This is a genomic window from Burkholderia crassaminum, from assembly GCF_964265005.1.
GTDB lineage: Bacteria > Pseudomonadota > Gammaproteobacteria > Burkholderiales > Burkholderiaceae > Burkholderia.
The window spans coordinates 929587-947271 of sequence record NZ_OZ183799.1 but is presented as its reverse complement, the minus strand read 5'-3'; the positions used below and the strand labels follow the sequence as shown (position 1 = coordinate 947271).

At 64.0% G+C, this 17685-nt stretch carries 10 protein-coding genes; 6 read left to right on the top strand and 4 right to left on the bottom strand.

The features are described 5' to 3' along the window. Positions 1-22: 22 nt before the first annotated feature. Both ACPTTF_RS04280 and ACPTTF_RS04275 read right to left on the bottom strand, forming a co-directional pair. On the bottom strand, positions 23-6874 hold the full coding sequence (locus ACPTTF_RS04280) for an ESPR-type extended signal peptide-containing protein (RefSeq protein WP_423371843.1): 6852 nt from the start codon (positions 6872-6874) through the stop codon (positions 23-25). Positions 6875-7693: 819 nt separating this feature from the next. Then, the gene (locus ACPTTF_RS04275) at positions 7694-8002 is read right to left on the bottom strand and encodes an H-NS family nucleoid-associated regulatory protein (protein WP_423370366.1); all 309 of its coding nucleotides are present in this window, start codon (positions 8000-8002) and stop codon (positions 7694-7696) included. A gap of 478 nt (positions 8003-8480) precedes the next feature. Between ACPTTF_RS04275 and ACPTTF_RS04270 the strand changes: the two genes are divergently transcribed. After that, complete coding sequence (locus ACPTTF_RS04270) at positions 8481-9191, top strand: response regulator transcription factor (RefSeq protein WP_423370365.1); 711 nt, start codon at positions 8481-8483, stop codon at positions 9189-9191. 294 nt (positions 9192-9485) lie between these two features. Here ACPTTF_RS04270 and ACPTTF_RS04265 read toward each other — a convergent pair whose 3' ends face one another. Both ACPTTF_RS04265 and ACPTTF_RS04260 read right to left on the bottom strand, forming a co-directional pair. Further along, positions 9486-9650: a hypothetical protein gene (locus tag ACPTTF_RS04265; RefSeq protein ID WP_166957077.1), complete on the bottom strand. Its 165-nt coding sequence runs from the start codon at positions 9648-9650 to the stop codon at positions 9486-9488. Between the two features lie 2 nt (positions 9651-9652). After that, entirely contained in the window at positions 9653-9790 is a 138-nt protein-coding gene (locus ACPTTF_RS04260; RefSeq protein WP_423370364.1) for a hypothetical protein, read from the bottom strand. Between the two features lie 1206 nt (positions 9791-10996). On the opposite strand from ACPTTF_RS04260, the gene ACPTTF_RS04255 reads away from it, so the two are divergent. The 5 genes from ACPTTF_RS04255 (at position 10997) to ACPTTF_RS04235 (ending at position 17672) form a co-directional block, all read left to right on the top strand. Next, positions 10997-12463 (top strand): carbohydrate porin, encoded by a 1467-nt coding sequence (locus ACPTTF_RS04255; protein WP_423370363.1) that lies wholly within the window; start codon positions 10997-10999, stop codon positions 12461-12463. Between the two features lie 67 nt (positions 12464-12530). Further along, positions 12531-13664, top strand: a complete 1134-nt coding sequence (locus tag ACPTTF_RS04250) for a hypothetical protein (protein WP_423370362.1) — start codon at positions 12531-12533, stop codon at positions 13662-13664. Positions 13665-13675: 11 nt separating this feature from the next. Continuing rightward, positions 13676-14971, top strand: coding sequence for an iron uptake transporter deferrochelatase/peroxidase subunit (gene efeB / locus ACPTTF_RS04245; protein WP_423370361.1), 1296 nt, complete (start codon positions 13676-13678; stop codon positions 14969-14971). Positions 14972-15036: 65 nt separating this feature from the next. Then, the gene (locus ACPTTF_RS04240; protein ID WP_166957067.1) at positions 15037-16071 is read left to right on the top strand and encodes an iron ABC transporter substrate-binding protein; all 1035 of its coding nucleotides are present in this window, start codon (positions 15037-15039) and stop codon (positions 16069-16071) included. A gap of 2 nt (positions 16072-16073) precedes the next feature. Further along, the gene (locus ACPTTF_RS04235; RefSeq protein WP_423370360.1) at positions 16074-17672 is read left to right on the top strand and encodes an ABC transporter permease; all 1599 of its coding nucleotides are present in this window, start codon (positions 16074-16076) and stop codon (positions 17670-17672) included. Positions 17673-17685 lie beyond the last annotated feature (13 nt).

The window sequence follows — 17685 nt, the reverse complement described above, 5'->3', positions numbered from 1 at the left end:
CCGCCGGTGCAGGAACGCGCGACTACTTCCACTGATACAGCATGCCGGCACCGATCACCCTCTGGCCGCCGCTGAAGCCGCCGTTGATCGACGCCTTCAGGTTGTCGGTGATGCGCGCCTGCATGTTGACCGCCATCGCCTTCTGGCCGAGGAAGGTCGACGTGCCCACCCCCATCCCAAAGTTGGAATCGCGGTCGAGCTGCGGGATCGACGCCATCGCGCCGACAGCCGCGATACCCTGCTTCGCCATCTGGTCGGTCTGCTGCAGTTGCGAACCCAGCGAGTTGATCTGCGCCTGCTGGCCTGACAGCGCCGTCGACAGCGTCGACTGCACCGCATTGAGCTGGTTCACGTTGACCGCGTCGGTGCCCTGCGTACCGGGCGCCACGTTGATGATCTGGCGCTGCTGCGTGTCGCTGCCGACCGACACCACGTTCTGGCGGCCACCGTCCGTCGAATTCGCGCCGATCGCCACCGAGTTCGAGCCGGCGGTGACGGTCGGCTTGTCGGAGCCGGTGCCGTTCATGTCGGCGGCGACGCCGGCGGTGTTCGTCGTGTTCGTCGTCATCAACGTGGAAAGCTGACTCAACTGGTTGTTGATGTTCGTCACGCCGGTCGACAGCGAGGCCACGTTGTTGTTCGTCGTACTCAGGCCGGTGGACAGGGAACCGATGCCGGCCGCCGTCGATGTCGACAGCGCGTTGATCGCGGTCGACGTCGATGTGGACAGCGCAGACACGTTGCTGTTGGTCGAGCTCAGGCCCGTCGACAGCGAGTTGATACCCGTCGACAGCGATGCAACGTTCGTCGCGGTCGATGTCGACAGGTTGTTGACCGCCTGGTTCGTCGCGTTCAACTGGCTGCCATTGATCGCGTCCGTGCTGGTGGCCGAGACCTGACCGGCAGCGACGTTCGTGATCTGGCGTTCCGCGCCCGGCGAACCGATGCTCAGGACGCCCACGGGATTGGTGCCGGCGACCGAGTAAGCGACGCCGCCGACCGTGACGCTCGACACCCCGACCGCGTTGCCGGTAATCGAGTTCGCGCCGAGCGCGATCGAGTTGGCGACGTTCGCGGTGGCGTTCGAACCGAACGCGAGCGCGTTGGTGGCGCTGGCCGTGGCGCCTGAGCCGTAGGCCTGCGCACCGACAGCGCTGGCCGTGGCCTGGTTGCCGAGTGCGATCGTGTTGTCCGCGGTGGCCTGGCTCGAGCTGCCGAGTGCGAGCGCGCCGTTGCCGGTTGCCGTGTTCGCGTTGCCGAGCGCCACTGCGCCGGTGCCGGTTGCCGTGTCGTCCGCCCCCATCGCGACTGCGCCGGTGCCCGTCGCGACGCTCGGGTCGCCGATCGCGACCGCGCCGTCGCCGCTCGCGGTATTGCCGGAGCCGATCGACACGGCCTTGCCGCCTGTTGCCGATGCGTTCTGGCCGATTGCGACCGCGCCGGTCGACTGGCTGTTCGAGCCATCGCCGATCGCGACGCCGCTCGCGCCCGCCGCGCTCGCGTTGACGCCCACTGCGAGCGCGTTGACGCCCGTCGCGCCGTTATTGGCGTAGTTCCCCGCTTGCGTACCGCCGTCGTTGACGCTGAAGTAGTGCGTCTTCGCCGCGTCGATCGCGGTCGAGGTCGACGTGGACAGCGACGTGATCGAACTGTTGGTCGAGCTGAGGCCCGTGGACAGAGAGCCGATACCGGTCGACGTCGAGGTGGACAGCGACAGGATCGTGCTGTTGGTTGCGCTCAGGCCGGTGGACAGCGAGTTGATGCCGGTCGAGGTCGACGTGGACAGCGAGGAGATCGAGCTGTTCGCCGACGATAACCCGGTCGACGTCGACGTCGACAGCGACGACACCGTGCTATTGGTCGAGCTCAAGCCGGTCGACAGCGAGCTGATGCCCGTTGAAGTCGAGGTGGACAGTGACGAGATCGCGCTGTTGGCCGACGACAATCCAGTCGACGTCGACGTCGACAGCGACGACACCGAGCTATCGGTCGAGCTGAGGCCGGTCGACAACGAGCTGATGCCCGTCGAAGTCGAGGTGGACAGCGACGTGATCGAACTGTTCGCCGACGACAGGCCGGTCGAGGTGGAAGTCGACAGCGACGCCACCGAGCTATCGGTCGAACTCAGACCGGTCGACAGCGAGCTGAGGCCGGTCGAGGTCGACGTGGACAGCGACGTGATCGAACTGTTCGCCGACGATAAGCCAGTCGAAGTCGACGTGGACAGCGACGAGATCGAGCTGTTGGCCGACGACAGACCGGTCGAAGTCGAAGTCGACAGCGACGTGATCGAGCTGTTCGCCGACGAGAGACCGGTCGAGGTCGAGGTCGACAGCGACGTGATCGAGCTGTTCGCCGACGACAGACCGGTCGAAGTCGAAGTCGACAGCGACGTGATCGAGCTGTTCGCCGACGACAGGGCGGTCGAGGTCGACGTGGACAGCGAATCGATCGAGCTATTCGCCGACGAGAGGCCCGTCGAGGTCGACGTCGACAGCGACGTGATCGAGCTATTCGCCGACGACAGGCCGGTCGAGGTCGACGTGGACAGCGAATCGATCGAGCTATTCGCCGACGAGAGGCCCGTCGAAGTCGACGTCGACAGCGACGTGATGGAGCTATTCGCCGACGACAGACCGGTCGACGTCGACGTGGACAGCGAACCGATCGAGCTATTCGCCGATGACAGACCGGTCGACGTCGAAGTCGACAGCGACGTAATCGAGCTGCTGGCCGACGACAGCCCCGTCGACGTGGACGTCGACAGCGATGCCACCGAACTGACGGTCGAACTCAAGCCGGTCGACAGCGATGAAATCGCGCTCGATGACGACGCAACCGTCGTCGACAACGAATTGAGCGCGGTGTTGGTTGCATACAGCTGAGAACCATTGATCGCGTCGGTACTGGATGCGGAGATCCGACCGGCGGCAACATTAGTAATCTGCCGTTCGGCGCCCGACGCACCAACACTGACGACGCTTTGCGGATTCGTTCCCGCAAACGAATAGGTCGTTCCGCCGATCACGGCGCTCGGTGTCGGATTGGGCGCGGCAGTGACCGATCCGGCGCCGAGCGCGACGTCGCCAGCCGATGCGCCGGCCTGCGCATTCAGGCCCAAGGCAATCGCGGTACTCTGCGTTGCCGACGCCGAATTGCCCAGGGCAATCGTATCGCTCGCAGTGGTACCGCTACCCGCCTTTCGGCCGATGGCGATGTTATTGCTGCCGGTCACGCCCTGTCCGGCCTGAAAACCCAGCGCAACGTTGTTCGCGCCGATCACATTGGTTCCTGCCGTGCTCCCGGCGGCGAAATTGTTGTCGCCGCCCGAGACATTGGAGCCGCTGCTGTCCCCGATGGCAACGTTGTGATTGCTCGTTACATTGTTGCCCGCGCTCGTACCAACCGCCGTGTTGTAACTGGCCGTTGTGGTCGCACTACCTACGCTGTCGCCTGCACCCGCTCCAAGGGCACTATTGTTCTGCCCATAGACGTTGTTGCCCGCGTTGAAGCCGTATGCCGCGTTGATCGTGCCGGTCACATTCTGGCCGGCAAGCGTGCCGACCGCGGTATTGCCCGAGTTACCGGCCGCCGCGCCGCTTCCCGCACTCTGCCCCACGGCCACGCTGCCCGCACCAACAGCTTGCGCGCCACTTCCGGCCGCTATGCTGCCCGCCCCGCTGGCGGTGGCAGACTGGCCCAGCGCAAGCGATGCACCGCCGCTTGCCGTAGCGCCGTAGCCCACCGCGGTATCGCTGCTTCCTGTCGCCGACGCATTGATGCCGGCCGCGAGCGAGTTGACCCCGGTGGCGCCGTCGTTGTTGTAGTTGCCCTGTGGCGTACCGTTGTCGTTGACACTGTAATAGTGTGTCTTGGCCGCCTGAATAGCAGTCGAAGTCGACGTGGACAGCGACGTCACCGAACTGTTGGTCGCGCTCAAGCCCGTGGACAGCGAGCCGATGCCGGTCGAGGTCGAGGTGGACAGCGACAGGATCGCGCTGTTGGTTGAACTCAGGCCAGTGGACAACGAGCTGATGCCCGTCGACGTCGACGTGGACAGCGAAGAAATCGAGCTGTTGGCGGACGATAAACCGGTCGATGTGGAAGTCGACAGCGAGGAGATCGAGCTGCTGGCCGACGACAGGCCCGTCGAGGTCGAGGTCGACAGCGACGTGATCGAGCTATTAGCAGACGACAAGCCCGTCGACGTGGAAGTCGACAGCGACGTGATCGAGCTGTTCGCGGACGACAAGCCCGTCGAAGTCGACGTGGACAGCGAGGAAATCGAGCTGTTAGCCGACGACAAACCGGTCGACGTCGAAGTCGACAGCGACGTGATCGAGCTGTTCGCGGCCGACAGACCGGTCGAGGTCGACGTGGACAGCGAGGAAATCGAACTGTTGGCCGACGACAAGCCGGTCGACGTGGAGGTCGACAGCGACGTAATCGAGCTGTTCGCGGACGACAGGCCCGTCGAGGTCGACGTGGACAACGAGGAAATCGAGCTGTTGGCCGACGACAAACCGGTCGAAGTCGAAGTCGACAGCGACGACACCGAGCTATCGGTCGAGCTCAGGCCGGTCGACAGTGAGCTGATACCCGTAGAAGTTGACGTGGACAGCGAGGAAATCGAACTGTTGGCCGACGACAAGCCGGTCGACGTGGAAGTCGACAGCGACGTAATCGAGCTGTTCGCGGACGACAGGCCCGTCGAGGTCGACGTGGACAGCGAGGAAATCGAGCTGTTGGCCGACGACAAACCGGTCGAAGTCGAAGTCGACAGCGAAGACACCGAGCTGTCGGTCGAGCTCAGGCCGGTCGACAGCGAACTGATGCCCGTCGAAGTCGACGTGGACAGCGAGGAGATCGAGCTGTTAGCCGACGACAGGCCGGTCGATGTGGAAGTCGAAAGCGAAGTGATCGAGCTATTCGCAGACGACAAGCCGGTCGACGTGGAGGTCGACAGCGACGTAATCGAGCTGTTCGCGGACGACAGGCCCGTCGAGGTCGACGTGGACAACGAGGAAATCGAGCTGTTGGCCGACGACAAACCGGTCGAAGTCGAAGTCGACAGCGACGACACCGAGCTATCGGTCGAGCTCAGGCCGGTCGACAGTGAGCTGATACCCGTAGAAGTTGACGTGGACAGCGAGGAAATCGAACTGTTGGCCGACGACAAGCCGGTCGACGTGGAAGTCGACAGCGACGTAATCGAGCTGTTCGCGGACGACAGGCCCGTCGAGGTCGACGTGGACAGCGAGGAAATCGAACTGTTGGCCGACGACAAGCCGGTCGACGTGGAGGTCGACAGCGACGTAATCGAGCTATTCGCAGACGACAGCCCCGTCGACGTCGAAGTCGACAGCGACGACACCGAGCTATCGGTCGAACTCAGGCCGGTCGACAGTGAGCTGATGCCCGTCGAGGTCGACGTGGACAGCGAAGAGATCGAGCTGGTCGCCGACGACAAGCCCGTCGAGCTCGACGTAGACAACGAGGAGATCGAACTGTTGGCCGACGACAGACCAGTCGAGGTCGAGGTCGACAACGACGCGATCGAGCTGGTAGCCGACGAAAGGCCCGTCGAGGTCGAAGTCGACAGCGACGTGATCGAACTGGTCGCCGACGAGAGGCCCGTCGAGGTCGAAGTCGACAACGACGTGATCGAGCTGGTGGCCGACGACAGGCCCGTCGAGCTCGACGTAGACAACGAGGAGATCGAACTGTTGGCCGACGACAGACCAGTCGAGGTCGAGGTCGACAACGACGCGATCGAGCTGGTAGCCGACGACAGGCCCGTCGAGGTCGACGTGGACAGCGAAGAGATCGAGCTGGTCGCCGACGACAGGCCCGTCGAGGTTGAGGTCGACAACGACGTGATCGAACTATTCGCCGACGACAAGCCCGTCGAGGTCGACGTGGACAACGACGTGATCGAACTATTCGCCGACGAAAGACCAGTCGAGGTCGAAGTCGACAACGACGTGATCGAACTATTCGCCGACGACAGCCCCGTCGACGTCGAAGTCGACAGTGAAGTGATCGAACTATTAGCCGACGACAGGCCGGTCGAAGCCGAGGTCGACAGGCTCGTGATGCTCGACGTCGTGGTGCTTGCAACCGAATAGAGCTGACTGCCGTTGATGGCATCGGTGCTGGTCGCGCTGACGAGGCCCGCCGCGACGTTCTGGATGCGGCGTTCCGATCCCGGTTGGCCGACACTGACGACACCACCTGCCGATCCGGCGCCGGCGAAGTTACCGAACGTCAGGCCGCCAATCGACGTGGGGTTGACCGTGGTGGTACCCGCACTCGATGCTGACAACGCACTGGTCGTCACCGAACCGTTGCCGAGTGCGACCGAGTTCGTGACATTTGCCGTCGACGTCGCTCCTATCGCTACGGCGTTGCCGACAGAAGCAATGGCACCGCTCCCGAGAGCGACGCTAGTATTACCGCTAGCAGTGGAGCTCTGTCCTACTGCGGTAGCGCCTGTACCAGTGGCATTGGCCGCCCATCCGAGCGCAGTAGCGGAACTCCCGGTAGCAAGACTATATCCGCCAAGCGCCACTGAATATGTGTTGCCGGCAGTAGCGTAACCACCAATCGCGATTGCCCATTGCTGACCCGCCGACGCAGTTCCCCCCCCGGCGCTACCGATAGCGATCGCCGCGCCTTGTGTCGTAGCTGAGTTAGCATTTGCAGCGTACTGCGCATGAGCATCATGCACCTGCGCGCCCAAAGCCAATACCGCCACGGCGGCGGCCCGAGCCACTTTTGATTTCTTCGGCTTACCTCGGGCGGAGGCCAGCTCCGATACAGCAACCCAGGTTCCCAGTGATTCATTCCAGATCGAACGATACGCCCTATTCATCGCTCACTCCCCGCCCGATTTACTCACCCGGTCACTCATGAATTTCATGACCCGGCTCAATTGGTCAAATTTTGTTTAAATAAAAAGGAATGCGAATTAAATAATTCATCTCGCAATCCACTACGAAATTATTTTCCGGAAGATTTAATTCCAAACAGCCATGACTCTCACCAAGAGTCTATCGGTCGCCCGGGCCCACATTGCGAACCTTTGTGACACGACTCGACCTTTGGCATATCCCTCAAGCCATCGCAGCCCAATCTGTCTGACGACGACAAGAAAGAGGAAGCACACTCGCGCAGCCGAGACGCAAACCATTCGTCGACGAGCCCCCGGATATCCGGAATCTGCGCATTGGGAATGAAATGAAACGGAATCGAGTCAATTCGTCGAAATCGTTCTACTCTCGGCTCAAGAACTGGAAATCTCACTTCGGCCGGGAATATATCGACGCGTCAGCGTCGTTGCACACCACTCCGGTCACGAAGACGCGCTCCAACATAGCGAGTGACCGAGGCACCAGGTTCGCAACTGTACTCACGGACCCGCTCGTTCAGGATCCAGGGCGCACCTCTAAAAAAAGAGCCGTCAATAACTGCGCCCAGCCAGATACCGCTTACGACACCAATGACACGCCCGTGACCATCGCACTCGCATCTCCATCCTGCATGAACACGCTACGTCGCGACCGCAAGACCGTCTTCGGTAACACCGGCTTGCGCAAAAACCGCGTGATTCTCCGTGTCGATCCCAACAGCGATGCAAACACCTGGAGGCGCGGAATCCCCGACTTTCACTTCACTGCAAGAATCAAACGCCTCAATCCCCGCGATCAAAACTGGATATCTCGAACTGCTTGCGATCTTTGTCGCGAATCCACTCGGGCGCACGCCCTACCCCAGACCATGTCGCTCCGCTGACAGGATCAAAGTAGCGCGGCCGCCGCTTGGTCGCGTGACGCAGGACATCGACAGTAAAAATATCCTCCGGAGCAAAACCAAACTCTCGAACGCAATACTTGATCTCGAGCAGAATCGCTTCCATGGCAATTCGCCGCTCCTCGGCAATCCGAGACTCCAGCTTCGATTTTGTATCCAGATACTGTCGATACGACTCCAGTTTGCTCATTTAGATAATTACAAACCGCCATTCGTCATCAAAAAAGATGTCGATCGAATCGACAACCCGAAAACATCACGCAACCCACTCAATTTTTTCCTACTTGCCGCAGCCGAATCGCAACACTGGCGACCGCCAATGATTATTCGCGGCGCTGCCTACGCACAATCTCTGCCACAAGCACATCCGGAGCGGCCCCTACACCTGCTTCAACAATCCGTATGACGCATCGTATATCCGCGACGAGCAGCGATTGACAACATTTGTCACATATCAATCGCACCCCAATTGGTCGAATTCGTTCATAAAAGTTGACAAAAAGACTATCGATAAATGCCACTCTATTACGTAAATCAGACCTGCCTCCCGGCCACGAGGAAATCAATCGGATTATTGCAATCCCCTTTCAATTCATTTGAAAAAGTCAACCAGCTCCAATGCAAGCAGGCATGCGCGGATTCGAGCAACACGATGAAAAATAGTGCCAATGAAAATTCTTGCCGTTGACGACGAACCAGCGCAGGCGGCGCTTCTTCGCGACACATTGACCGCCGAGGGATTCGATGTCCGGAGCGCCACCGCGGGCGCAGAGGCCATCCGTTTCCTCGAAACCGACATCGTCGATCTGGTCGTGCTTGACTGGAACCTGCCGGATATTTCCGGACTGGAAGTCCTCGCCTGGATTCGCACACGCATCGGCAGAGATCTCCCCGTGCTGTTCCTGACGAATCGAGTGCGCGAGGACCAGCTTGTCGTCGCACTCGAGGCAGGTGCCGACGACTACATGGTCAAACCCATCCGTCGCCATGAATTGATCGCACGAGTGCGTGCTCTTCTGCGACGGGCCTATCCGATCAATTCAAAGCCGGCATCGATCAATATCGGTCGTTACCGTCTGGATCTCGCAACCGAGACCGCGTTCTTGAGCGACGAGCCGATCAAGCTGACCTCCAGAGAATTCACCGTTGCCGTCGCACTATTTCAAAATTGCGGTCGCGCAATGCCGCGAGATGCGCTGATCAAGTCGATATGGGGACGCCATAGCGACCACATTTCCCGGACGCTCGACACGCATATCTATCGCGTGCGGTCCAAGCTGCGTATCGGCCCCGAAAACGGTGTTCGACTTCGCGCTGTCTACAATCACGGCTACCGCCTGGAACTGGTCGATTCAATTCACACGAACGACGCCGAATAGCCGGATCGCCGCACTGTGCGGCATGCGATCGTGCAGCAGGCTGCCATCGCCCGGAACCGACCGCCACGCAAACCAGGCGCCGGTCGCACGATGCCGCGCTCGGCCTTGTCGTCTTCGCCTCCGGCGCGCCGTCGCAGGACCGGTTGGTCCAAAGCCGCAACGACAAGCCGCGCGACACGTTTATCGTGGCGAACCTTTGTCCGCGCATTCGTCAACCATGCGTGTGTGAACCCGTCTTTCAGATCCCGCATCCACGCGAGCGCGACCAACACCACAAGGTGCACGAACCGCGCGTTACCGCACCGGCTCGCGCTGCGGCCCGGCGATCGGCTTCATCGAGCGCTGAATCAGTCGAGCGGCAAGCGGCACGGGCTGGCCATGCATGGGCCGATCGGCAAGCCAGGCCACGCAGATGGTCAGTGCGATCGCACTCCCCCACAGCGTCAACAAAACACGCATCGTCACTTCACCTTCGTCGGTTTTGCCGCGACGGGTGTAGCCCTTTCCTGCGGTGTCGGTGTGGTTTCCAGAACTACCACCAGCGTCACAACGAGTCCGCCGATCAGCAGACCGAACATGCTCAACATCGCTTTATTCATTTCGGAGTCGCCACGACGTCGTCAGCCAGAGTGCGCCGATCGATCCACTTCGACGAGGAGGTACCCACTGGCAGGAGAAGGATGCCTGGAAAACCCGAGGCAACTGAATCGCTGAATAGCCGGCTACCGCACGCGTATTTGTCACTGCCGCGTCGAGCCCGGCTGCCGCCGATCGCAAGCACGTTGCCTCGGACACCGCATGACCGACCAGTCGCGAACCCTTTCGTGTCTCGATCGCACGCCATATCGATCTGTATTCCTTAAGGATGTGCGTGGTTTTCTCACTCGTTTCAAGAAAAAAAAGCCAGGTGCGAGCCTGGCGTCAAATCCGAGGGGATGTGCTCTACTGAAGGAGCAACGCGATGGTACCCGTCCAAATGGAACAGGATTTGAACGATTGTCACTTTTCGGGAATATCGCAAATTGCCGACTTTCGACATCCGTGAATTGACGCAACCTCCGTGAATTGACGCAACCTCCGTGGCCGCGATTCGTCGCACGAATGCGCAGGTTGGTCTTCCCCGCGTCCTTCCGGACACATCGGCCGAGCCGATGTCATTCATCAAGGACGAAATGAACGGAACAGCGACGCACATCGCCCCAGGGTCATATCGGAAAAATACGCGACAAGAGCTCCGCGCCCAGCGAGCCACTGTTCGCCGAAACGCTACAACCCTATCGCGCAGCGTTATGCACAAGCGACTTTCGACAACGCTGAGTACCCAAAAGTCACAAGAAATGCTTTCAACGCACGTCTCCATGAATTCTGACCCGGTGCGGCCGAGGGACCGGCGGCACCCATGGGAATCCTCTCGTTCGAATACCGGGTAAGCACCCAATTCCCGCCACACGCCATTGCGTGAAAATGCCTGCAAAGGAGTCGATTCCGCGTACCTGAAGCAGGCAAGTCAGCCACGTGCCACCCGACCCGGCGAGCGCATCGGCGCACATCGAATCATTCATTTTCATTACAGCAATATTTACGGTTATCTCCTTCGCTGAATACGTGCGAAGCCAGATCCGTAAGGTATTTCATTACATTCAGTAATTTAATGCGAATCATTCTCGTTTACATTGACTTTCCCATTTGAGGCTCCTACGATGCGCCGCGTTGCGCTTTTCTTCGCGCCCTGGCCAATCGGTGCCGAGTGTCCGGACAGCGACCGACAAGCAGGACTCCACACTAATTAGAACCAGGGATTTGATATGAAGTTTGCGTCGTTCCAGGGAGACAGCGTCCGCGCCCGGATGCGCCCCGCCGCCTGCGCGGCCGTCCTCGCATGCGCATCGTTCGCGAGCGGCGCCGCTTTCGCCGACGTGCCAGTCGACGCACAACCCGAAGCGCCCGAGGCCGACCTGGCGATCCAGGCGAAGCCGACCAACATGTGGACCGGTATCTGGACTCGCCAGAACCTGCTCGGCGACATGGGCGGCATCCGCCCGTGGCTCGGCAAGTACGGCGCGACGCTGCAGATCACCGAAACCAGCGAATACCTCGCGAACCTGCGCGGCGGCCTGAACCGCGGCGGCGCCTACGACGGGCTGACGACGGCCACGTTGACGGTCGACACGCAGAAGGCGATCGGCCTGCCAGGCGGCACGTTCAACGTCAGCGCGCTGCAGATCCACGGCACCAACCTGAGCGCGCGCAACCTCGGCACGCTCAACACCGCGAGCGGCATCGAGGCGCAGGGCACCACGCGCTTGTGGGAGCTGTGGTACCAGCAGTCGTTCCTCGACAAGCGCGTCGACGTGAAGATCGGCCAGCAGAGCCTGGACCAGGAATTCATGGTCAGCACGTATGCGAACACGTTCGTCAACACGATGTTCGGCTGGCCCGCGCTGCCTTCGTACGACATGCCCAACGGCGGCCCCGCCTATCCGCTCGCCGGCCTCGGCGTGCGCGTGCGCGCGCAGATCACGCCGAAGCTCACCGCACTCGCGGGCGTGTTCGACGGCGATCCGCTCGGCAATAACCCGAACAACCTCAGCGGCACCAACTTCAACCTGCACAACGGCGCGCTCTATATCGGCGAACTGCAGTACGCGCTGAACCAGCCGTCCGACGGCGAAATGGACACCGGTCGCTCGAACGGACTGCCGGGCACCTACAAGATCGGCGTCTGGTATCACAACGGCCGCTTCGCGGACCAGAACGTGGGCACCGACGGGCTGTCGCTCTCCGACCCCGCGTCGAACGGCACCGCGCAGCAGCACCACGGCGACTACAGCTTCTACGCGGTGGCCGACCAGATGATCTGGCGTCCCGATCCGACCGGCCCGCGCAGCCTCGGCGTGTTCGCACGCGTGATGGGCGCACCGGGCGACCGCAACCTGGTGAGCTTCTCCGCCAACGCGGGGATCGTGCTGAAGGCGCCGTTCGAAGGCCGCGACAACGACAGCGTCGGCCTCGGTGTCACGTATATCCAGGTCGGCAGCCACGTGAACGATCTCGACCAGACCGCGCAGTCGTTCGCGACCGGCCCGTACGGTGTGCGCACGCGCGAGACGACACTCGAAGCGACCTACCAGTACCAGGTCAACCCGTGGTGGATCGTCCAGGCCGACGCGCAATACACGTTCAATGCCGGCGCCGGCCAGAACCCGAGCGACGCGACCCAGCCGCTGCGCAACACGTTCGTGCTCGGCGCGCGTACGACCATCACGTTCTGATCGCCACGCCCACGCTACCCGTTTTTCGCGTGCCGCCCCGGCGGCACGCCCCCCAGGAGAGACCGAAATGATTCCATCCACCCCGCTTCGCCGCCTCGCGACGGGCGCGCTGGCCGCCGCCGCGCTGACGGCCGCCGCCGGCGCACTCGCCGAGCCGCAAGGTTTCCTCGAGACGCTGCATCGCCACACGACGCTCGTCAACACGGTGCCGGACAACGGCGACCAGAACCCGTACGCGATCGCGGTCGCGCCGGTGTCGGCCGGCACGATCCAGGCGGGCGACGTGCTCGTCGACAACTTCAACAACGCGGCGAACCTGCAGGGCACCGGCAGCACGATCGTCAACTACCGCCCGTCGACGAAGCAGATGAGCCTGTTCGCGTCGATCCCGCGCGACCTGAAGGCGTGCCCGGGCGGCGTCGGCCTGTCGACGGCGATGACGATGCTGAAATCCGGCTGGGTGATCGTCGGCAGCACGCCGAGCAACGACGGCACGACCAACACCAAGGGCGCCGGCTGCATGATCGTGCTCGATCCGCAGGGCAAGATCGCATCGACGTGGTCGACCCCGAACATCAACGACCCGTGGGGCAACATGGCCGTGGTCGACCGCGGCGACAGCGCGACGCTGTTCATCAGCATGGCCGGCTTCGGCGTGGGCGGCGCGGACGGCAACCCGCCCGTCTACAAGCAGGCGACGGTGCTGCGTCTCGACCTCGACGTGCCGGCCGGCAAGCCGCCGGTCATCAAGCAGGAAACGGTCGTCGCGAGCGGCCTCGGCGCGCAGGCCGACAAGGGCGTATTCCTGGTCGGGCCGACCGGCCTCGCGCTGTCCGGCGACCAGAAGAAGCTGTACGTGTCGGACGCGATCGGCAACCGGATCGTCGAGATCGACGACCCGCTCACGCGCGACACCAGCGCGGGCGTCGGCCGCCAGATCACCGCCGACGGCTTCCTGCGCCGCCCGCTCGCGCTCGCAACCGCACCGAACGGCCACCTGCTCGCGACCAACGCGCAGAACGGCCAGGTCGTCGAGATCGACCCGGTCGCCGGCAAGCAGATCTACGCGCGCTGGATCAATACCGACAAGGCGCAGACGCCCCCCGGCAACGGCAACCTGTTCGGCATCGCGATGACGCCTGAGGGCGACGGCTTCTACTACGTCGCGGACGACGTCAACACGCTGTTGCTCGCGAAGTAACGGAACCGACCATGGCAGACGATCACAACCAGCCACCGCGCCCCGCGCGGCGCGGCTTCCTGAAGGCGGGCGGTGCCGCGGTGGCCGCCGGCCTCGCGGCGGCGTCGATACCGGCCGCGAAGGCGGCGGATGCACCCGCCGCCGCCGCTTCCACGCACGACGGCGTCGAGCCGTTCTACGGCCAGCACCAGAGCGGCATCGCGACGCCGCAGCAGCGCCATGCGTATTTCGCGGCGCTCGACCTGACGACGGCGCAGCGCGCGGACGTCATCGCGCTGCTGAAGACCTGGACCGACGCCGCCGCGCGGATGACGCGCGGCGACACCGCGCAACCGCTCGCCGCGACGGGCAGCGACGAAGTCGCGCCGGCCGACGGGGGCGACGCGCTCGGCCTCGGCCCCGCGCGCCTGACGATCACGTTCGGCTTCGGGCCCGGCCTGTTCGCGCTCGCGGGCAAGGACCGCTACGGCCTCGCGAAGCATCGCCCCGCCGCGCTCGTCGACCTGCCGCGTTTCAACGGCGACCAGTTGCTGCCCGAGAAGACCGGCGGCGACCTGTTCATCCAGGCGTGCGCGGACGACGCACAGGTCGCGTTCCACGCCGTGCGCCAGCTCGTGCGCCTCGGCGCGAAGGCGACGCAGATGCGCTGGGGCCAGGCCGGCTTCACGTCGGGCAAGCCCGGCGAGACGCCGCGCAACCTGATGGGCTTCAAGGACGGCACGATGAATCCGCCGATGTCCGATCCGGCCGCGATGAATGAGTTCGTGTGGGCCGGCAGCGAAGGCCCGGCATGGATGAACGGCGGCACCTATACGGTCGTGCGCCGGATCCGCATCACGCTCGAGCACTGGGACAACACGGAGCTCGGCTTCCAGGAGCAGGTGGTCGGCCGCCAGAAATACAGCGGCGCGCCGCTCGGCCAGAAGCACGAGTTCGAGGCGCTCGACCTCGACGCGGCCGACAAGGACGGCAACCCGGTGATCCCCGACAACGCGCACGCGCGCCTCGCATCGCCGCAGCTCAACAACGGCGCGCAGATCCTGCGCCGCGCCTACTCGTACAACGACAGCACGAGCTTCTACATCGAGCGCTGGCCGCCGTGGCGCCAGCAGACCGAGTACGACGCGGGGCTGATGTTCGTCGCGCACCAGCGCGACCCGCGCAAGGGATTCATCCCGATCAACGAGAAGCTCTCGAAGCTGGACATCATGAACCAGTTCACCACGCACGTCGGCAGCGCGATCTTCGCGTGCCCGCCGGGCGCGCAACCTGGTTCGTACATCGGCGCCGCGCTGTTCGAGGCATGACGGCGCGCCACGCAAGCCAAGGCACTCCTTCCCGGCCCGGCCGGATGCAACCTGCTAAAAACGACATGAACACTTCACCCGTTAGCCGCCCGCTGCGGCACCTGATTTCCGCGGCGGCTGCCGCACTGATGCTGACCGGCGCGCTGCACGCCGCGCGCGCGCATGCCGCGACGCTCACGCTGTACAACGCGCAGCACGAGCAAGTCGTCAACCAGCTCGTCAAGGACTTCGAAGCGCAGAGCGGCATCACCGTGAAGGTGCGCTCGGGCGAGGGCCCCGCGCTCGCCGCGCAGATCGTCGCGGAAGGCGACCGCACGCCGGCCGACGTGTACTTCACCGAAAACTCGCCGGAGCTCGTGCTGCTCGACCGCAAGGGCCTGTTCGCGAAGACCGACGGCGCCACGCTGCAGTCGGTGCCGGCGCGCTTCAACCCGGCCGATGGCAACTGGGTCGGCGTGCTCGCGCGCGAGAACGTGCTCGTCTACAACACCGCGAAAATCCAGCCGCAGCAACTGCCCGCTTCGCTGCTCGATCTCGCGAAGCCCGAATGGAAGGGCAAGGTCGGCGTCGCGCCGAGCGACGCGGACTTCCTGCCGCTCGTGAGCGCGGTGCTCGCACTGCACGGCGAAGCCGCAACGCTGCAATGGCTGAAGGGCCTGAAGGCCAACGCGCAGATCTTCGACGACGACGAAGGCGTGACGGCGGCCGTCAACCGCGGCGGCGTGCTGACCGGCATCATCAACAACTATTACTGGGACCGCCTGCACGCCGAACTCGGCGACAAGTCGACCCGCAGCGCGATCCACCACTTCGGCCACGGCGACGTCGGCGGTGCCGTCAACGTGTCCGGCGCCGCGGTGCTGAAAGCATCGAAGCACCAGCCGGAAGCGCAGAAGTTCGTCGCGTATCTCGTCAGCGAGCGAGCGCAGAAGCTGATGGCGGGTGGCCATATCAGCTTCGAGTATCCGCTGCATCCGGGCGTCGCCCCCGATCCGATCCTGAAGCCGTTCAACGAACTGAGCCCGCCGGCACTGACGTTCGAACAGCTCGGCGACGACAGCCAGGCCGGCAAGCTGCTGCGCCAGGCCGGTCTCCTCTGACCATGAGCGACGCCGTGTCCCGCACGGCGCGCACCGCGCGCGACGGCGAGCGCACCGCGACACGGCGGCGCCCGTCGCGCGCGCTCGTCGCCGCGGCCGCGTGCGGGCCGCTCGCGATCCTGCTGCCGCTCGGCTTCACGCTGTACCGCGCGGCCACCTTCGGCGTCGACGATGCGATCGAGCTGCTGTGGCGACCGCTCGTCGGCGAACTGCTGGTCAACACGCTGTCGATCACGCTCGCCGCAACCCTCGCGTGTGCGCTGCTCGGCACGGCGCTCGCGTGGTTCATCGAGCGCACCGACCTGCCGGCCCGGCCGCTGTGGACCGCGCTGGCGGCCGCGCCGCTCGCGGTGCCGCCGTTCATCACGAGCTACGCGTGGGTGTCGCTGAGCCTCGACCTGCAGGATTTCCTCGGCGCGCTGATCGTGCTGACCTCCGCGTACTTCCCGCTCGTCTACCTGCCGGTGGCCGCCGCACTGCGCGAGCTCGACCCCGCGCTGGAGGAAAGCGCGCGCACGCTCGGCTGCTCGCCGTGGCATACCTTCTTCCGCGTTGTGCTGCCGCAGTTGCGCCCCGCGCTGTGCGGCGGGATGCTGCTCGTCGCGCTCGGCGTGCTGTCCGAGTTCGGCGCATTCCAGTTGCTGCGCTTTCGTACGTTCACGACCGAGATCTATGCGGAATACCGCACCGCGTTCGACGGCGGCGGCGCCTCGCTGCTCGGCTGCGTGCTGATCGCGCTATGCCTGCTGTGCCTCGCGATCGAGGCACGCGCACGCGGCCATGCGCGCTACGGTCATACGCACCGCGCCGCGCGCCGCGTCGCGATGCGTTATCCGCTCGGCTACCTGCGCGGCCCCGTCACCGTCGCATTCGCCGCAATCGCGGCCGCGACGCTCGGCGTGCCGCTCGCGATGATCGGCTACTGGCTCACGCAACAGGGCGCGGCCGCCGTCACGCCGGCCGACGTGTCGCCCGAGCTGCTGTGGCAGGCCACCCTCGCGTCGTCCGGCTACGGCCTGATGGCGGCGGCCGTCACGACGCTGCTCGCGCTGCCGCTCGCGTTCCTGCTGGTCCGTTTTCCGGGCCGCGTCGCCACCCTCCTCGAGCGCACGGCGATGACCGTGCAGGGCGTGCCCGGCATCGTCGTCGCGCTGGCGATCGTGTCGATCACGGTGCGGCTGCTGCAGCCGCTCTACCAGAGCGCACCGGCGCTCGTCGCCGCGTACGCGATCCTGTTCCTGCCGCTCGCGGTCGTCAGCGTGCGTGCCGCGCTGTCGCACGTGCAGGTCCGGCTCGAGGAAACCGCGCGCTCGCTCGGTCTCGGCTGGCGCGCGACGCTCACGCGCGTGGTGCTGCCGCTCGCGGCACCCGGCCTCGGCGCGGCCGCGACGATGGTGTTCATTTCGGTCGTAACGGAACTCAACGCGACGCTGCTGCTGTCGCCTATCGGCACCCGCACGCTCGCGACGCAGGTGTGGAGCGATACGGCAACGCTCGCGTTCGCCGCCGCGGCGCCCTATGCGGCGCTGCTCGTCGCGCTGTCGCTCGGCGCATCGGGACTGCTGTTCCTGCTGCTCGGCCGCGCGTCGGTGCGCGACTGAGCGCCGCCCTTTC